Below are 17673 nucleotides of genomic sequence, written 5' to 3' on the forward strand. Positions count from 1 at the left end.
CTGCTGGATAGTCTGGGGCGGCTGCTCCGGGAACCCTGCCGAGGCCGGGCCGGAAGGGCGGCCGGACGACGACGGAAGGACACGTACGTGAAGCTCGCTTTCTCGACCCTCGGAGTCCCGGGGATGCCGGTCGCCGATGTCGTCCGGCTCGCCGCCGGGCACGGCTACCAGGGGGTGGAGCTGCGCGCCCATCCCGAGGAGCCGGTGCACCCGGGCCTCTCCGCGCCCGAACGGGCCGCCGTCGTCCAGGAGTTCAAGGCGGGCGGCGTCGAGATCCTGACCGTCGCCGGTTACGTCCGGGCCGCCGCCGAGGGCGACGACGCACCGGCGCTGGACGAGCTGGCCGGGCTGGTGGACCTGGCGCACGACCTGGGCGCGCAGAACGTCCGGGTCTTCCCGGGCGGCGGCGGCCAGGACTCCGCCGTGGCCGACGCGACCGCCGCCCGCCGGCTGGCCGCCGCCGCCCCGCACGCCACCGACCAGGGCGTACGCATCCTGCTGGAGACCCACGACTCGCACCGGGCCGGCGCCGATGTGGCCCGGGTCGTCGGAACGGTCGGGCACCGGCAGATCGGCGCGCTCTGGGACATCATGCACACCTGGCTGGCGGGCGAGGACCCGGACGCCAGCCATGCGGTGCTGGCCCCGCACCTGGGCTACGTACAGGTGAAGGACATCGCGTCGGCCGAGGACACCGAACCGTTGGCGCTGGGCGCCGGGGTGCTGCCGCTGGGGGCCTGCCTGGACACGCTGGACCCGGACAGCTGGGTCTGCTGGGAGTACGAGAAGCGCTGGCACCCGGACGCGGCGGAGCTGCCGGGGCTGCTGGCCGCCGGGCGGGAGCACCTGCTGCGGCTGGGGGCGCGCGAGCGGTAGGCGGCGCCCACTGCCCGGAACGGGCGCGGCCCGCGCGTTCAGGCGGCCCGCGCCACCTCCGGTTCCGGCTCGGGTTCCGGGGACCCGGGTGTCCCGTCGCGCGGCCGCCGCGCCCCCGCCAGCGACGTGAGCGCCACCCCGCCCACCAGCAGCGCCGCCGCGCACCACCGCAGCGGGCTCACCGACTCGTCCAGCAGCAGTGCGGCCGAGGACATCCCGAAGACCGGGACGAGCAGGGTGAAGGGGGCCACCGAGGAGGCCGGGTGGTGGCGCAGCAGGAAGCCCCAGGCGCCGAAGCCGAAGACGGTGGTGATCCAGGCGACGTAGACGATGATCCCGGCGCCGCTCCAGTCGAGCCCGGCCAGCGCCTGCGCGTCGCGGTCCCAGCCCTCGAAGAGGAGGGAGAGGCCGAGCAGGGGAAGTACGGGCACGGTCGAGACCCAGACCATGAAGTTGAGCGAGTCGGGCGGGGCGGCCCTGCGGGTCAGCACGTTGGACACGCCCCAGCAGGCCGCCGCCGCGATCACCAGGACGAAGGCGAGCACGGGCCCGCCCGCCCCTTCGTCGACCGCGGCGACCCCGATCCCCGCGAGCGCCACCCCCATTCCCAACACCCTTGTCCTGCCCGGTCGTTCGCCGAGCGCCACGGCGGCGAACAGGGCGGTGAAGACCGCCTGGACCTGGAGCACCAGGGAGGAGAGACCGGCGGGCATCCCCCGGTCCATGCCGATGAAGAGCAGGCCGAACTTCGCCACTCCGAGGACCAGCCCGACGCCCACGATCCACTTCCAGGCGACCTTGGGCCGGCCGACGAGGAAGACCGCGGGCACTGCGGCGACCAGGAAGCGCAGGGCCGAGAAGAGCAGCGGCGGGAAGTGCCCGAGACCGACCTCGATGACGACGAAATTGACACCCCAGACGGCTGCCACCAGGGCGGCCAGGGCGATGTGGAGGGGACGCATGCACCGAGGATCACCCGCAACGACCATGTAGCACCAGCGCGGATTTCTTCATGGTGAAATTGAGTGTCGCTAATGAATCACGTGAGGGCCGGCCGAATGGACCACGTGACGGCCGGCTGATGGACCGGCCGGTGCGTCGGCCGGCGCATCACCGAGGTCCGGGAGGTTCCGGTGCTCGATCTGGCCCGGCTGCGCGCCCTGCACGCCGTCTCCGTCCACGGCTCCGTCGCGGGCGCCGCCGCCGCGCTCGGCTACACCCCGTCGGCGGTCTCGCAGCAGATCACCAAGCTGGAACGGGAGACCCGTACGACGCTGCTCGAACGGCGCGGGCGCGGGATCGCGCTGACGGAGGAGGCGCTCCATCTGGCCGCGACGGCCCAGCAGCTGCTGGCGATCGTGGAGCGCGCGGAGACCACGCTGGAGGAGCGCAGGGGGCTGCCGACGGGGCGGCTGTCGATCGGCGCGTTCGCGTCCGCGGCACGCGGGCTGCTGCCCGGGGTGCTGGCCGGGCTGGACCGGGACCACCCGGCGCTGGAGGTCCGGATGACCGAGGTCGATCCGCACCTCTCGGTCGACCTGGTGGCCAAGGGGGTGATCGATCTGGCGGTCGCGCACGACTGGGACATCGCCCCGCTGCCCGCCCCGGAGGGCGTGGCCCAGGCGGTGATCGGGGACGACCGCTGCGATCTGCTGGTGCCCGAGGGGCACCGCCTCGCCGGGCGGGACGCGGTGCGGCGCGAGGAGCTGGCGAAGGAGCGGTGGATCTGCCAGCCGCCGGGGACGGTCTGCCACGACTGGCTCGTACGGACGTTGCGGGCGGCGGGTTACGAGCCGGACATCCGGCACCAGGCGGAGGAGAACCACACCCAGCTGGCCCTGCTCGCGGCCGGCCTCGGGGTCGCGATGATCCCGCGCCTGGGGCGGGGGCAGCTGCCGCCGGGGGTGGTGGCGGTGCCACTCGATCCCGTACCGGTGCGGCGGCTGTACGCGCTGTGGCGTACGGAGGCGGCGCGGCGGCCCGCGATCACGGCGGCGGTGTCCGCGCTGCGGGCCCACGGGGCAGCGGTGGGGCTGGGCTGAGCAGGGCCTCCGGTCGCCGGGCGGGGGCGTGTCCGTTGCCACGCCGACGGGCTCAAATCGGTCCGGACCCTTGACCGGAAGTTATTTTCTGGATATCCGTGCTCCTTGGAAGTTTCTTTCACCAGTTCTCACCACCTCTCGTCCCCGAGTACGGCCGAAGGAGCTCACGTGCACCACCGCACCTCCAGACGCACCCTCCTCACCGCCACCGCCGCGACGGCAGTCGCCGCCGTCACGGGCGCGGGCCTCGCCCCCGGCGCGGTCGCCGCCCAGCGGTCCGCGAGCAGCGGACAGCACCATTCAGCCGCCACGACCAAGCGCCTCAAGCGGATCATCTCCGGGATGTCCCTGGAGGAGAAGGTCGGGCAGCTCTTCGTGATGCGGGTGTACGGGCACTCCGCCACCGACCCCGACCAGGCCGACATCGACGCCAACATGGCCGAGATCGGGGTCCGCACCGCCGCCGAGATGATCGACAGGTACCACGTCGGCGGGATCATCTACTTCACCTGGGCGCACAACACCCGCGACCCGCACCAGATCGCCGAACTCTCCAACGGCATCCAGCGCGCCGGTCTGGCCGGCCCCACTCCCCTGCCGCTCCTCGTCTCCACCGACCAGGAGCACGGCATCGTCTGCCGGGTCGGCGAACCGGCCACCCTGATGCCGGGCGCGATGGCGCTCGGCGCGGGGGGTTCGCGCTCCGACGCCCGCCGGGCCGGGCAGATCGCGGGCGCCGAACTGGCCGCGATCGGCATCAACCAGAACTACGCCCCGGACGCGGACGTCAACGTCAACCCGGCCAACCCGGTGATCGGCGTACGCTCCTTCGGCTCCGACCCGCAGTCCGTGGCCGCCATGGTCGCCGCGCAGGTGAAGGGGTACCAGAGCAGCGGGATCGCCTCGACGGCCAAGCACTTCCCGGGCCACGGCGACACCAGCACCGACAGCCACACCGGGCTGCCCGTCATCACCCACACCCGGGAGCAGTGGGCGGAGCTGGACGAACCGCCGTTCCGGGCCGCGATCGCCGCGGGCATCGACTCGATCATGACCGCGCACATCGTGGTGCCTGCCCTGGACCCGGCCGAGGACCCGGCGACACTGTCCCACCCGATCCTCACCGGCATCCTGCGCGAGGAGCTCGGCTACGACGGGGTCGTGGTGACCGACTCGCTCGGCATGGAGGGAGTGCGGACGAAGTACGGCGACGAGCGCGTGCCGGTACTCGCTCTCCAGGCAGGCGTCGACCAGCTGCTGAACCCGCCGAGCCTGGACGTCTCCTGGAACGCCGTGCTGGAGGCCGTGAAGAGCGGTGAGATCAGCGAGGCCCGGATTGATGAATCGATCCTGCGCATCCTGCGGCTGAAGGCGAAGCTCGGGCTGTTCGACGACCCGTTCGTCAGCCGCTCGGGGGTGGACCGCACCGTGGGCACCCGCTCGCACCTCGCCGCCGCCGACCGGATCGCCGAGCGCACCACCACGCTGCTCGCCAACGACGGGGCGCTGCTGCCGCTCTCCCGCCGCTCGCACCGCGACCTGCTGGTGGTTGGCGCCGATCCCGCCTCCCCGTCCGGCACCACCGGACCGCCGACCACCACCCTGGCCACGGCGTTCGGCGAACTCGGCTACGCGGCGACCGCGCTGTCCACCGGCACCGCCCCCACCGCGGCGAAGATCGCCGCGGCGGTGGCCGCCGCACAGGGCAAGGACGCGGTGGTCGTGGCGACGTACAACGTCTCGGCGACCAGCTCGCAGCGCACCCTGGTGAGCGAACTGGCGGCGACCGGCGTCCCGGTGATCACGGTGGCGGTCCGCAATCCGTACGACATCGCCCAGCTGGCCGGGACCGGATTCGCGGCCAACCTGGCCACGTACTCCTGGACCGATGTCGAACTGCGCGCCGCCGCCCGGGTGATCGCGGGCCGCGCCGAACCGGAGGGCACCCTGCCGGTCCCGGTGCAGCGCGCGGACGACCCGGCCGTGGTGCTGCACCCGGTGGGTTACGGGCTGAGGTACTGACGGAACGGGGAGGGGCCGTGCCATTCGCCGGAAGAGTCGCGATGCGCGGCCCCTCCCCGTCACGGGTGACGGCCCGGCCCTACGGCCGCGTCCTGCGCTCGTTCATCACGTCCTGCCGGTCGAGCCGCGCGTCGAACTTAGCGAGCGGCTTCGCCTTCGACGGATCGTCCCGCACGGCGGCCGGGGCGACGCCCGCCCAGCGCAGGATGGCCGCGGTGGCCTTCGCGCTGTCGTTCTCGGCGAGCCCGGCCACGCTGGCGCCGTGGTTGCCGCCGGGCTCGGTCATGACGTAGCTGTCACGGGAGCCCGCGCCGACCCGGAAGCGCTCCGCGCCCCACGGGTCGTTCTCCCCGTACACGTACAGCATCCGGTCGGCGTGGTGCTTCACCCAGTTGTCGACGTCGCGCATCACCGACGGCTGGAACTTCATCGGGATGGAACGCGGCACGAAGGTGCGCGGCGGCTGGTACCCGTACCGGCTGAGACCGCCGACCCACGGCTGGCGGATGTCGGGCGAACCGAGCTGGGTGCCCGCCTGGTAGTAGTACGGGGTGTACCGCTCCAGGCTCTGGTCGGTGTAGGTGGAGAAGCCGGAGACCGAGTCGATGGAGTCCCAGATCGCCTGGTCGGTGGCGGACCCGGCGCCGGCCGGGACGGTGTCGCAGTCGGACTCCAGGCTGTACTGCCAGTACGCCCAGACGTAGTCCATGACGACGGCCTCGTACGCCTTGTCGAGCGAGCCGGTGGTGTCGAAGGTGTAGCCGTTCGCGGCGGCGTACTCCCGGTACTTCTGCTCCAGCGGCTCGCGGCGGACCAGCGCCTCGCGCTGGACCCCGTTCAGCCGGTCGCGGCACTCCTTGGTGCCGACGTTCTCGAGGAACCGGTCGTAGGCCGAATCCTCCTTGTCCACCACGTCGTTGGGCGCGACGTACGCGACGACGCCGTCCATGTCCCCGGGGTGGAAGCGCTCGTAGTAGGTGGCCGTCATGCCGCCCTTGGAGGCGCCGGTGGTGAGCCACTTCTTGGTGTAGATCCGCTTCAGCGCGGTGAAGACGCGGTGCTGGTCGTCGGCGGCCTGCCGGATGTCGAGCTTGGACCAGTCCGCGGGGGCCGGCCGGGACGGGGTGAAGTAGCGGTACTCCAGGGAGACCTGGTTGCCGTCGATGATCCGGGTCGGCTCGGCGCGGCCGGGACTCGTGGAGACGTTGTATCCGCTGGTGGAGAAGACCGTCGGGCGGGAGGTGTCCTTGTGCAGCACGGTGACGCGCTGCTGGAAGGTGCCCCTGGACGGGTGCCGGTGGTCGACCGGCTGGGTGTAGTTGAGGACGAAGTAGCGGTAGCCCGCGTAGGGCTTCTCCTCGATGAGGCTCATCCCCGGGATGGCCAGGATGCGGTCCTTGATGTCCGTGCCGGTGCCGTTCTCCGCGGCGGGGCCGGTCCGGATCGTGGCCGGTTCCGCGGCGGTGGCCGCCCCGGCCGAGGCACCCGTCACGCCCACCGTGCCGATGAGCACCGCGAGCGACAGGAACCCTCTGAACGCCTTGCGCATACGCCCTCCCAGGAGTCACAACAGTCGCCGTGAACCTAGCGGGGGCAACACCCGTGCCGCCAGACCCGGTCGACACGGAGCGGCCGCGGGTCGGGGCCGGTCGGCAGAGAATCCGGCCGGGAATCCGGCCTGGGAATCGGCCGGGAGTTCAGCAGAGGATCCAGCCCGTGGAGCCCGACTTTCCCGCGATGGTGGCCGAGGCCCTGACGCACCGGTTCAGCGCATGGACCGTCACCGGGCCGGCCTGTTTGGTGTACCGGCCCCGGTCGACGACGGGGCTGCCGCCGCGCGCCTGGAGCGTCACGGACATGGCGCGGCGCGGGCCGGACTTCTTGGCGACCGCGATCGCGCAGGCGTAGGAACGGCTCTTGTAGACGCGCAGCTCGCCGGTCTTGAACGAGACCGTCTTGGCGGGGCGGCCGGCGCAGGGCGACGCGGCGTCGGCGCGGCCGGCCGAGGGGCCGCCGAGCACCAGGCCGAGGGCGGCCACCAGCGGCAGGACGGCCGAACACACCATCATCCGACGGGTGCGAGGACTCCCGTCTCTGCCTCTGCCGTCACCCTCGTCGGAAATTTCGACCTTTCCGGACTTTCGCGTCCCTCTGATCACCAGCAACTCCATCGCCATTCGAACACCTACGCCCCTGCGCGGCGCATGCGCATACATGCGTACGACGCAGGAGGCCATCCGGAGGTTGCGTGTGGCGTGCTCCTCACCTTGGGCAACCGAATCGCCACAGCATGACTCCAACAGGACAGAGCCATACGAAAGGCAGGAACTGTCATGCTTCAGCTCCGCAACGCACAGGGCCCCCGCGCCCGGCGCCTCATCGGCCGGACGCTGCTCGCCTCCGCTCTCCTCACCGCCGTCGCCGCTCTCCCGGCAGCGGCGGCGGCCCCGCAGTCCCCGGCGACCCCGGCGTCGGTACGCAGTGGTCTCTCCACCCCGGCCCACCAGCAGGTCGCCCACTTCTACGGCGCCTACATCGACGCCGTCTCCGCCGAGGACGGCGGACGGCTCGCCACCACCCTGCGCACCTTCTATCTGACCCCTCGCCTGCGCTCCGAGCTGAACACCTGGGAGCAGCGCAACCACGCGGATGGTGTGCTCCGCGCCCAGAACACCCCGCTCGCCTTCCGGGTCACCCCGGGTGACAGCGCCGCCGGCCACACCTGGTCGACGGTCCGGCTCACCTGGAGCGGCGGCAAGCACCCGACGTACTCGTATCTGACCGTCCGCTCGGATCTGGGCACCGGAAAGATCTCCGGAATCGGCGACTGACCCGGAACGGGCCGGGGCGGGCCCGCTTCTCACACCTGTGCGGGCTCGTCCTCCCCGATGAACGTGCGCCACAGCACGGCGTAGTGCCCCTCCCTGGCCAGGAGTTCGTCGTGGGTGCCGTCCTCGACGACCCGGCCGTGGTCCATCACCACGACCCGGTCGGCGCGGGCCGCCGTGGTCAGCCGGTGGGCGACGACCAGGGTGGTGCGGCGGCCGGTGAGCCGGTCGGTGGCCTGGTTGACCAGGGCCTCGCTGGCCAGGTCCAGTGAGGCGGTCGCCTCGTCGAGCAGCAGGACGTCCGGGTCGACGAGTTCGGCGCGGGCGAGCGCGATCAGCTGGCGCTGGCCCGCCGAGAGGTTGCGGCCCCGCTCGGCGACCTCGTGCAGATAGCCGCCGTCCAGGGTGGCGATCATGTCGTGGGCGCCGACCGCCCGCGCCGCCGACTCCACCTCGGCGTCGGTGGCCTCGGGCCGCCCGTAGGCGATGGCGTCCCGGACCGTGCCCTCGAAGAGGTACGCCTCCTGCGGTACGACGCCGAGCCGGTGCCGGTACGCGGTGAGGTCGAGGCGGCGCAGATCGGTGCCGTCCGCCGTGACCCGGCCGCCCGTGGGGTCGTAGAAGCGGGCGACGAGCTTGACGAGGGTGGACTTGCCGGCGCCGGTCTCGCCGACGAAGGCGACCGTCTGCCCGGCCGGTATCCGCAGGTCGACCCCGACGAGGGCCTCCTCGGCGCCGTCGCCGGAGCCGTACGCGAAGGACACGTCCTCGAAGGCGATCTCGCCGCGCAGCGACAGCACGTCCAGCGGTTCGTCCGCGGCGTCGGTGGAGGTCGGCTCGCGCAGCAGCTCCTGGATGCGGCCCAGCGAGACGGTGGCCTGCTGGTAGCCGTCGAAGACCTGGGAGAGCTGCTGGACCGGGGCGAAGAACAGATCGATGTAGAGCAGGTAGGCGACCAGCGCACCGGTGGTGAGCGTGCCGTTGTCGACCCGGCCCGCGCCGACGATCAGGACGGCGGCCGCGGCCACCGAGGACAGCAGCTGCACGAACGGGAAGTAGACCGAGATCAGCCACTGGCCCCGGACCCGGGCCTCGCGGTAGTGGTCGCTGCGCTCCGCGAACCGCTGCGTGCCGTCGTGCTCGCGGCGGAACGCCTGCACGATCCGCAGTCCGGAGACGGACTCCTGGAGGTCGGCGTTGACGGCGCTGATGCGCTCGCGGGCCAGCTCGTACGCCTTGACGCTCTTGCGGCGGAAGAAGAACGTACCGACGACCAGCACCGGCAGCGTCGCGAAGACCACGAGGGCCAGCTGCACGTCGAGGACCAGCAGCGCGACCATGATGCCGAAGAAGGTGACGACGGAGACGAAGGCGGTGACCAGACCGGTCTGCAGGAACGTCGACAGCGCGTCCACGTCCGTCGTCATCCGGGTCATGATGCGGCCGGTCAGCTCGCGCTCGTAGTAGTCCAGGCCGAGCCGCTGGAGCTGCGCGAAGATCTTCAGCCGCAGTGAGTACAGCACCCGCTCGCCGGTGCGGCCGGTCATCCGGGTCTCGCCGATCTGGGCGGCCCACTGCACGAGGACCACCACCAGGGCCAGCGCGGACGCCGCCCAGACCGCGCCGAGCGCGAGCTGCGAGACGCCCTGGTCGATGCCGTGCCGGATCAGCACCGGCAGCAGCAGACCGGCGCCCGCGTCGACCGCGACCAGCGCCAGGCTCACCAGCAGCGGCAGCCCGAAGCCGCGCAGCAGCCTGCGCAGCCCGTACGCATCCTCGGCGCGGACGGCCCGCGCCTCGTCGATGTCGGGGGTGTCGGTGGCGGGCGCCAGCGCCTCGACCTGGGCGAGCAGCTCGGGGGTGGCGGGCATGCCGGCCGCGTCGGTGTCGCGCCGCTCCTCCTTGCGTATCCACAGGTGGGGGCTGATGCCGCGCTCGGCGTCGAACTCGGCGTCCAGCTCCTCCTGGAGCGCGCGGTCGTCCTCGGGGGTGGTGTCGGCCGGGGCGGCCGCCGGCCGGTGTCCGGGCGAGGTGCCGCCCAGCTCGTCCGGGTCGGTGAGCAGCCGCCGGTAGAGCGGGGAGCGGCGCTCCAGCTCCTCGTGGGTGCCGATGTCGGCGAGCCGGCCGTGTTCCAGGACGGCGATCCGGTCGGCGAGGCCGAGGGTGGAGCGGCGGTGGGCGATCAGCAGGGTGGTGCGGCCTGCCATCACCTGGCGCAGCGCCTCGTGGATCTCGTGCTCGACCCGGGCGTCGACGGCGGAGGTGGCGTCGTCGAGGAGGAGCAGCCGGGGGTCGGCGAGGATGGCGCGGGCGAGCGCGACGCGCTGGCGCTGGCCGCCGGAGAGGGTGAGCCCGTGCTCGCCGACCTTGGTGTCGTAGCCCTCGGGCAGTTCCGCGATGAACCGGTCGGCCTGGGCGGCGCGGGCCGCCTCCTCGATCTGTTCCCGGGTGGCGTCGGGGAATCCGTAGGCGATGTTGGCGCGGACGGTGTCGGAGAACAGGAAGCTGTCCTCCGGTACGAGGCCGATGGCGGCGCGCAGCGATGCGTGGGTCAGTTCGCGGACGTCGTGGCCGCCGACCAGGACGGCGCCGTGCGTCACGTCGTAGAAGCGGGGCAGCAGCAGCGAGACGGTGGACTTCCCGCTGCCGGACGCGCCGACGACGGCGACGGTCTCGCCGGGCTCGATGGTCAGCGAGAACCCGTCGAGGACGGGGCGGTCCTCGTCGTAGCCGAACCGTACGTCGTCGAACTCGACGCTCGCGGGGGCGTCCGCCGGGAGGTCCTTGGTGCCGTCCTTCATGGTCGGCTCGGTGTCGATCAGCTCCAGTACGCGTTCGACGCCGGCCCGGGCCTGCTGGCCGACGGTGAGGACCATGGCGAGCATCCGGACCGGCCCGACGAGCTGGGCGAGATAGGCGGAGAACGCCACGAACGTACCGAGGGTGATCTCGCCCCGGGTGGCGAGCCAGCCACCGAGCGCCAGCATCGCGACCTGGCCGAGCGCGGGGACGGCCTGGAGGGCGGGGGTGTAGCGGGAGTTCAGCCGGATGGTCCGCAGCCGTCCGGCGAACAGCTTCCGCCCCACCTCGCGCAGCTTGCCGGTCTCCTGCTCCTCCTGCCCGAACCCCTTGACGACCCGGACCCCGGAGACTGCCCCGTCGACCACTCCGGCGACGGCGGCGGCCTGCCCCTGGGCGTACCAGGTGGCGGGGAAGAGCCGGGCGCGGGAGCGGCGGGCGATGAACCAGAGGGCGGGGGCGACGGCGATCGCGACCAGGGTGAGCAGCGGCGAGAGCCACGCCATGATCACCAGGGATATGAGGAAGAGCAGTACGTTCCCGATGGTCATCGGGAGCATGAACAGCAGCCCCTGGATCAGCTGGAGGTCGCTGGTGGCGCGCCCGACGACCTGGCCGGTGGACAGCTCGTCCTGCCGCTTCCCGTCGAGCCGGGTGATCGTCCCGTACATCTCGGTACGGAGGTCGTGCTGCACGTCGAGGGCGAGCCGGCCGCCGTAGTACCGGCGGATGTACGTGGCTATGTACACGAGCCCGGCGGCGGCTATGAGGAGCCCGGTCCAGACGGCGAGGGACCGGGTGTGGCCGACCACGACGTCGTCGATGATCACCTTGGTGATCAGCGGGACGAGCGCCATCACCGCCATACCGGCGAGCGACGAGCCGAGCGCCAGCAGCACATTGCGCCGGTAGCGCCATGCGTACCCGCACAGCCGCCGGGCCCATCCCGGGGCCTGCGCCGCGCCCTGTACGTCCTCTGCGTCCGTCACCGGTGCCTCCCCGTCCGACCTGCTCTACCGGAAGACACCAACGCGGTGGGCAGCGGTTTTCATCCCGCTGTCACAAAGACGGGCCGTTCGCAGTAGCGGGGGTCCGCCGAAGGCCCTACGCCCGCCGACCGCCCCGGCCACCGGACGGGCATGTCCGGTCCGGTGGCAGGGGCGGCTTCGGGCGGGCGGGGCGCTACGGCCGCGGCGTCGCGGTGAGCATCCGTACGGCCGGGGCCTCCGGCACCGCGGGCACCGCCTCCTGCGGGGCGGCGGGCGGCGCGATGGTCGAGGTCGTCTTCGCGGCGACGGCCGGGTTGAGGTCCTTGTGGACGGCGCGGGCGACGGCCTGGATGGTGTTGATGCCGTCGTTCATCGTCTTGTTGTCCTGGGTGAGCACGGTGATCCCGTAGTCGTGCCCCTTGCCGGTGAACGCGCCGATGCTGTGCACCCGCCAGCCGTGGGTGGCGCGCGGCAGCCAGCCGTTCTTGACCTGGACGGTCGTCCCGGACGGCGCCCCGGCGGGGGTGCCCCAGCGCTGCGAGGAGACGACCTTGCGCATCAGGCCCAGCTCGTAGGCGCGCGCGTTGTCGCTCAGTACGGAGTTCTTGGCGGTCAGCAGGGTCAGCAGCCGCAGCTCGTCCTGGGCGGTGATCTGGGTCAGTCCCCAGTAGCCGCCGGAGCCGGGCACGGTGTGCGTCATCCCGGCGGCCTTGAGGAACGCCTTGACCTTGGTCACCCCGAGCTGCTTCCACAGGCTGGTGGTCGCGTTGTTGTCGGACTTGGTGATCATGGCGGTGGCGAGGTTGATCTCGCGCTGGGTGAGGTAGCGGTTGTGCTTCTTGTTGTCCCAGAGCAGCGTCGCCAGCACGGTCGCCTTCACGACGCTGGCGGAGTCGTACTTCGTCGTCGCCCGCAGGGTGCAGTTGGTCTTGGTCCTGCGGTCATAGAGCGCCACGGCCGTCGTGGACTTCCGGCCCTTGAGCGCGGCGGTGATGTCCTTCGTCAGCTTCGCGGCGAGCCCGGCCTTGCCGGACGTGCAGCTCACCGTCGGCGTCGCCGCCGCGGCGGGCGCGGCGCCGAGCGCCACGGGTGCGAGCACGCCCGCGGCGAGCGCGACGGAGAGCGCGGCCTTGGCGCGACGGGATATGCAGGGCTGTTCTTTCATACGGCTGGTCCCCCATGAGTGGATCGGTACGGTGCGCTCCCGGCGCACCCGGGAGTAACGACACACGGATGCGCCGGAAAGTTGCGCTTTGCGGGCTGTGTGATTCGCCGCTCGCCGCGCGGGTATCGGTCACCGGGTGCGACCCGGCACATCGACCGAGGGGGAACCTTGACGAGCGCTCAGCCGGTCCGGCACGCCGAGGCATACCGCTGCGGCCGGCTCTTCGCGGCGGTCGCGGCCCTGCAGAGGCTCGCGCAGAACGAACACCATGGGCTGGGACAGTCGGGAGTCGCGGAGAAGGCCGCCGCACGGCCGGAACCCCATCTGCGGGAGCCCCTGCGGGAGATCGTCCACTACCTGTTGCAGGCCCGGACCCGCGGTCATGGGGTGGCGGCGGACCCGGTCTTCCGGTCGCTGACCGATTTCCTGCCACCGGCGAAGACCGTGCCCACCAGCCTCAGTCCCGACGAGCGGCCGGACTTCCACCGGGGCAGGGAGGAGCAGATGGCGCTCATCGCGAAGGAGTACCCGCCCCTCGGATGAGCCCGCCGAACCCGCCCGCGCGCCCGGAACCGGGTACGCGGGCGGGCGGCGGGCCGACGCCTGCGGGCAAGCGGGCCGACGCCTACAGGTGCGTCGGCTCGAACATCCTCAGCAGGGCCGGGAGCACGACCACCGAGGGGCCGGGCGCCGCGAGGGACGCGGCCAGGTCGGCGGCGAGTGTTTCCGGGGTGGTGCGGGTCGCCGGGACGCCGAAGGACTCGGCGAGGGCCACGAAGTCGGGGCGGGCCAGCTCCGTCGCCGTGGCCTCGCCGAAGGCGCCCGTCATGTATTCGCGCAGGATGCCGTAGCCGCCGTCGTCGACGATCAGCCAGGTGACCGGGAGGCCGTACTGGCGGGCCGTGGCCAGTTCCGCGATCGAGTACATCGCGCCGCCGTCGCCGGAGACCGCGAGGACCGGCCGCGTACGGTCGGCCGCCGCCGCGCCGAGGGCGGCCGGGAAGCCGTAGCCGAGTCCGCCCGCGCCCTGGGCCGAGTGCATCGTGTTGGGGTGGCGGGCGTCGAAGGCGGACCAGGCCCAGTAGGCGAGGATCGTCATGTCCCAGAAGCTGGGGGACGTGTCGGGCAGCGCCTCGCGGACCGAGGCGATCAGCCGCTGTTCCAGGGTGAGTCCCTGGGCGGCGATCCGCTCCCGTACCGCGTCGAGGACCGTACGGACCCGGTCCGGCGCCGACGGGTCCTCGCGGCGGCCGACCGCTTCGAGGAGGTCGGACAGTGCCTCGCGGGCGTCGGCGTGGATGCCGAGCGCGGGGTGGTTGGACTCCAGCTTCCCGGCGTCCGCCTCGATCTGGATCACCCGGCCGCGCGGGGCGAACGTGTGGTAGTTCGAGGAGAGTTCGCCGAGTCCGGAGCCGACGACCAGCAGCACGTCGGCGGACTCCAGGAAGTCCGTGGTGTGTCGGTCCTCCAGCCAGGACTGGAGAGACAGCGGGTGCTCCCACGGGAAGGCGCCCTTGCCGCCGAAGGTGGTGACGACGGGGGCGTCGAGCTTCTCCGCGAGTGCCCGCAGCTTGCCGGACGCGTCGGACCGTACGACTCCGCCGCCCGCGATGATCGCCGGGCGCTCGGCCTTGGACAGCAGGTCGGCCGCCACGGCGGTCAGTTCGGGGCGGGCGTGCAGCTCGCGCGGGGTGGCGTCCATCGCCGTGACGGCCGGGAGCGTGGTCTCGGCCAGGAGCACGTCCTGCGGGATCTCGATCCAGACCGGGCCGTGCGGGGCGGTCAGCGCGGACTCCCAGGCGGCGGCGATCGCCGACGGGATCTGGGAGGCGGTGCGGACGGTGTGGACGGACTTCACGACGTCGCGGAACGACGCCTTCTGGTCGCGCAGTTCGTGCAGGTAGCCGTGGCGTCCGCCGCCCAGGCCCGCCACCGGGATCTGGCTGGAGATGGCCAGCACGGGGGCGGAGGCGGCCGCCGCCTCCTGGAGCGCGGCGAGGGAGGTGAGGGCGCCCGGCCCGGTGGAGAGCAGCAGGGGCGCCACTTCCCCGGTGATCCGGCCGTACGCGTCCGCGGCGAAGCCCGCGTTGTTCTCGACGCGCAGCCCGATGTACGTCAGACAGGAACGGCGCAGCGCGTCGAACATGCCGAGCGCGTGCTGGCCGGGCAGGCCGAAGACGGTGGTCGCGCCGAGGCCCTGGAGGGTCTCGACGACGAGGTCGCCGCCGTTGCGGCCGGCCGGGGGGTTCAGGGCGGCCGCGATCTGCTCGGGGGTGAGCCGCGGCCGCTCGTCGTGGTGGTCGTGGCTCACTTCGTACGGGCCTCTGCGATCTGGCGGGCCATGATCGTGGTCAGCTCGTACGCCGTGTGGGAGGCGGCGACGGAGGTGATCTCGGCGTGGTCGTACGCGGGGGCGACCTCGACCAGGTCGGCGGAGACCAGGTTGCAGGAGGACAGCCCGCGGACGATCTCCAGGAGCTCGCGGGAGGTCAGGCCGCCGGCCTCGGGGGTGCCGGTACCGGGGGCGTGCGCCGGGTCCAGCACGTCGATGTCGATGGAGATGTACAGCGGCCGGTCGCCGATGCGTTGGCGCAGCTGGTCGGCGACCTCGTCGACGCCGCGCCGCATCACGTCGGCGGAGGTGACGATGCCGAAGCCCATCTTCGCGTCGTCGTCCAGGTCCTGCTTGCCGTAGAGCGGGCCGCGGGTGCCGACGTGGGAGAGCGCGGAGGTGTCGAGGATGCCTTCCTCGACGGCGCGGCGGAACGGGGTGCCGTGGGTGTACTCGGCGCCGAAGTAGGTGTCCCAGGTGTCGAGGTGCGCGTCGAAGTGGAGCAGCGCGACCGGACCGTGCTTCTTTGCGACGGAGCGCAGCAGCGGCAGCGCGATGGTGTGGTCGCCGCCGAGCGTCATCAGGCGGGCGCCGGTGCCGAGCAGGTCGTCCGCGGCGGCCTCGATCGTCTCGACGGCCTCGTTGATGTCGAACGGGTTCGCGGCGATGTCACCGGCGTCGGCGACCTGTGCGAGTGCGAACGGCGAGGCGTCCTGCGCCGGGTTGTACGGGCGCAGCAGGCGCGAGGCCTCACGGATCGCGTTGCCGCCGAAACGGGCGCCGGGCCGGTAGGAGACACCGGTGTCGAAGGGCACGCCGACGACGGCGACATCGGCCGTGCCGACCTCGTCGAGGCGGGGCAGCCGGGCGAACGTCGCGGGTCCGGCGTACCGCGGGACGCGGGAGGAGTCGACGGGGCCGCGCGGCGTTTCGTTGCTGCTCATGTGAAGTGCCTTCCTTCGGGTTGCGTGCGTTGTCCAGTGTGCGGGGCGGGGCGGGAGGGACGGGGAGGTGAAGAAGACGGTAGGTGGCCCGCAAGCGGCGCTGAAGAGTACGTTTCATCCATAGTCGATGTCTCTGATGGATGGACCGTCCATGCCGGAAGCCTCGGCCGGGCCGACCCCGACGCCCACTCCCCCGCCCACACCGCCCCCCACGCCTCCGCCCACCCCTCCGATCCCGCTCGCCGAACTGCTCGCCCACGAGGAGCTCGGACTGCGCCGGATCGCGGGGCCGGCGCAGGCGGATCTGCTGTGGGTGCACACCTCGGAGATGGCCGACCCGTACCCGTATCTGCTCGGCGGTGAGCTGCTGCTGAGCGCGGGGGTGCAGCTGAAGGACCCGGACGCGTTCGTGGGCCGGCTGGTCGAGGCGGGGGCGGCGGCGCTCGGTTTCGGGGTGACGCCGGTGTTCGACACCGTGCCGCAGGCGTTGATCGAGGCGTGCGACCGGCACGGTCTGCCACTGCTGGAGGTGCCGCCCGGGACCCCGTTCACGGCGATCGCCCGGACGGTGTGGCGGCTGATGGCCGAGGCCCGCCACCGCGAGCTGCGCCGGGTGACGCGCGCCCAGCAGGCCCTGGCCACGGCGGCGGCCCGGTCGGACCCGGTCCCGGCGGTGCTGCACCAGCTGGCGGCCCAGCTGGAGGGCCGGGCGGCGCTGCTCGCCGCGGACGGCGAGGAACTGCACGCGTCGGGCCGACGCCCGGCCCCCGACATCGGGGCGGCGCTGGCCAGGCTCACCCGGGTGGTCAGCGCCGGGTCACGCCCCGCCCCGGCGTCCGCCACCGACACGCTGCGGAACACCCATCTGTCGGCGTACGCGCTGGGCGGCGGCCAGGGACTGGTCCTGGCGTTGGCGACGGACCGGCGCGAGGCGGGCGACCACACCATCGCCGGGATCGCGGTGGTCCTGCTCTCCCTGCTGGCCGCCCCGCACCAGGGCGCCGACGCCGCGGGCCGTTCGGCCGCACTGGTACGGATGCTGCTGGGCGCGGACCCGCAGGACGTCGCGCCGTTGCTCGGGGGCGCCGAGCAGTGGACGGTGGTGCACGCGCGCCGCAGCGGCGAGGGCCCGGTCGACCCGCTCACCACCGGCGCACTGGGCGCCGCCCTCGGTTCGGCCCTGGTCGACGCGGGCCGGGGCGGCGACGCCGTACGGGTGCTGATCCCCGGCGGCGACCGGATCACCCCGCAGCCCGGCTGGACCCTCGGCGCGTCCGCCCCCGCCGCCATCACCGCCCTCGACCTCGCGGACGACCAGGCCGCCAGGGCCCTGGGCCGCGCCGTCGCCACCCGCACCCCGCTGGCCCACCACCACAACGGCGGGTCCGGCCTGTCCGCCCTGATCCCGCCCGACCGCGCCGAGGCGCACGCCCGCGCCCTCCTCGCCCCGCTCACCGAGCCGCTGACCGAGACCCTGCGCTGCTGGCTGAGCCTCCACGGCAGCTGGGACCGTACGGCCACGGCCCTGCGGATCCACCGCAACACGGTCCGCCAGCGCATCGCCCGCTGCGCGGCCCTGCTGGACGCGGACCTGGACGACATGGACGTACGGACGGAGCTGTGGTTCGCGCTGCGGGTGCGGTGAGCGGGGCGCCGGGCGGTCGGTGCTCCCGTGC

13 protein-coding genes are annotated in these 17673 nt (G+C 72.8%); 6 read left to right on the forward strand and 7 right to left on the reverse strand.

Annotated elements, in window-relative coordinates; genetic code table 11:
* Window positions 1-87 precede the first annotated feature (87 nt).
* Window positions 88-876: a sugar phosphate isomerase/epimerase family protein gene (locus tag ABZ622_RS18805; protein WP_360544444.1), complete on the forward strand. Its 789-nt coding sequence runs from the start codon at window positions 88-90 to the stop codon at window positions 874-876.
* 38 nt (window positions 877-914) lie between these two features.
* Here the strand turns inward: ABZ622_RS18805 and ABZ622_RS18810 are convergent, their stop codons facing one another.
* Window positions 915-1838, reverse strand: a complete 924-nt coding sequence (locus tag ABZ622_RS18810; RefSeq protein ID WP_360544446.1) for an EamA family transporter — start codon at window positions 1836-1838, stop codon at window positions 915-917.
* A gap of 171 nt (window positions 1839-2009) precedes the next feature.
* Here ABZ622_RS18810 and ABZ622_RS18815 point away from each other — a divergent pair, with 171 nt between their 5' ends.
* Both ABZ622_RS18815 and ABZ622_RS18820 read left to right on the forward strand, forming a co-directional pair.
* Window positions 2010-2918 carry a LysR family transcriptional regulator gene (locus tag ABZ622_RS18815; protein ID WP_360544448.1) on the forward strand — a complete coding sequence of 303 codons (909 nt, stop codon included), beginning with the start codon at window positions 2010-2012 and terminating at the stop codon, window positions 2916-2918.
* Between the two features lie 168 nt (window positions 2919-3086).
* Window positions 3087-4940: a glycoside hydrolase family 3 N-terminal domain-containing protein gene (locus ABZ622_RS18820; RefSeq protein WP_360544450.1), complete on the forward strand. Its 1854-nt coding sequence runs from the start codon at window positions 3087-3089 to the stop codon at window positions 4938-4940.
* A gap of 79 nt (window positions 4941-5019) precedes the next feature.
* On the opposite strand, the gene ABZ622_RS18825 is transcribed toward ABZ622_RS18820, so the two are convergent.
* Window positions 5020-6489, reverse strand: coding sequence for a S28 family serine protease (locus tag ABZ622_RS18825; protein ID WP_360544452.1), 1470 nt, complete (start codon window positions 6487-6489; stop codon window positions 5020-5022).
* Window positions 6490-6637: 148 nt separating this feature from the next.
* Window positions 6638-7009: a hypothetical protein gene (locus tag ABZ622_RS18830; RefSeq protein ID WP_360544454.1), complete on the reverse strand. Its 372-nt coding sequence runs from the start codon at window positions 7007-7009 to the stop codon at window positions 6638-6640.
* A gap of 264 nt (window positions 7010-7273) precedes the next feature.
* Between ABZ622_RS18830 and ABZ622_RS18835 the strand changes: the two genes are divergently transcribed.
* On the forward strand, window positions 7274-7771 hold the full coding sequence (locus ABZ622_RS18835) for a hypothetical protein (RefSeq protein WP_360544456.1): 498 nt from the start codon (window positions 7274-7276) through the stop codon (window positions 7769-7771).
* A gap of 29 nt (window positions 7772-7800) precedes the next feature.
* Here the strand turns inward: ABZ622_RS18835 and ABZ622_RS18840 are convergent, their stop codons facing one another.
* Complete coding sequence (locus ABZ622_RS18840; RefSeq protein WP_360544458.1) at window positions 7801-11556, reverse strand: ABC transporter ATP-binding protein; 3756 nt, start codon at window positions 11554-11556, stop codon at window positions 7801-7803.
* Between the two features lie 193 nt (window positions 11557-11749).
* Window positions 11750-12721: a serine hydrolase gene (locus ABZ622_RS18845; protein ID WP_360544460.1), complete on the reverse strand. Its 972-nt coding sequence runs from the start codon at window positions 12719-12721 to the stop codon at window positions 11750-11752.
* 168 nt (window positions 12722-12889) lie between these two features.
* Here ABZ622_RS18845 and ABZ622_RS18850 point away from each other — a divergent pair, with 168 nt between their 5' ends.
* Window positions 12890-13264 (forward strand): hypothetical protein, encoded by a 375-nt coding sequence (locus tag ABZ622_RS18850; protein WP_360544462.1) that lies wholly within the window; start codon window positions 12890-12892, stop codon window positions 13262-13264.
* Window positions 13265-13346: 82 nt separating this feature from the next.
* Here ABZ622_RS18850 and ABZ622_RS18855 read toward each other — a convergent pair whose 3' ends face one another.
* A complete protein-coding gene (locus tag ABZ622_RS18855) occupies window positions 13347-15032 on the reverse strand; it encodes a thiamine pyrophosphate-binding protein (protein WP_360544464.1) in 1686 nt (561 codons plus the stop codon).
* The gene (gene speB / locus ABZ622_RS18860) at window positions 15029-15997 is read right to left on the reverse strand and encodes an agmatinase (protein ID WP_360544466.1); all 969 of its coding nucleotides are present in this window, start codon (window positions 15995-15997) and stop codon (window positions 15029-15031) included. The genes ABZ622_RS18855 and speB overlap by 4 nt, the downstream gene beginning before the upstream one ends.
* A gap of 151 nt (window positions 15998-16148) precedes the next feature.
* Here speB and ABZ622_RS18865 point away from each other — a divergent pair, with 151 nt between their 5' ends.
* On the forward strand, window positions 16149-17642 hold the full coding sequence (locus ABZ622_RS18865; RefSeq protein ID WP_360544468.1) for a PucR family transcriptional regulator: 1494 nt from the start codon (window positions 16149-16151) through the stop codon (window positions 17640-17642).
* Window positions 17643-17673 lie beyond the last annotated feature (31 nt).

This window comes from Streptomyces sp. NPDC007164, assembly GCF_040634135.1.
Taxonomy (GTDB): domain Bacteria; phylum Actinomycetota; class Actinomycetes; order Streptomycetales; family Streptomycetaceae; genus Streptomyces; species Streptomyces sanglieri.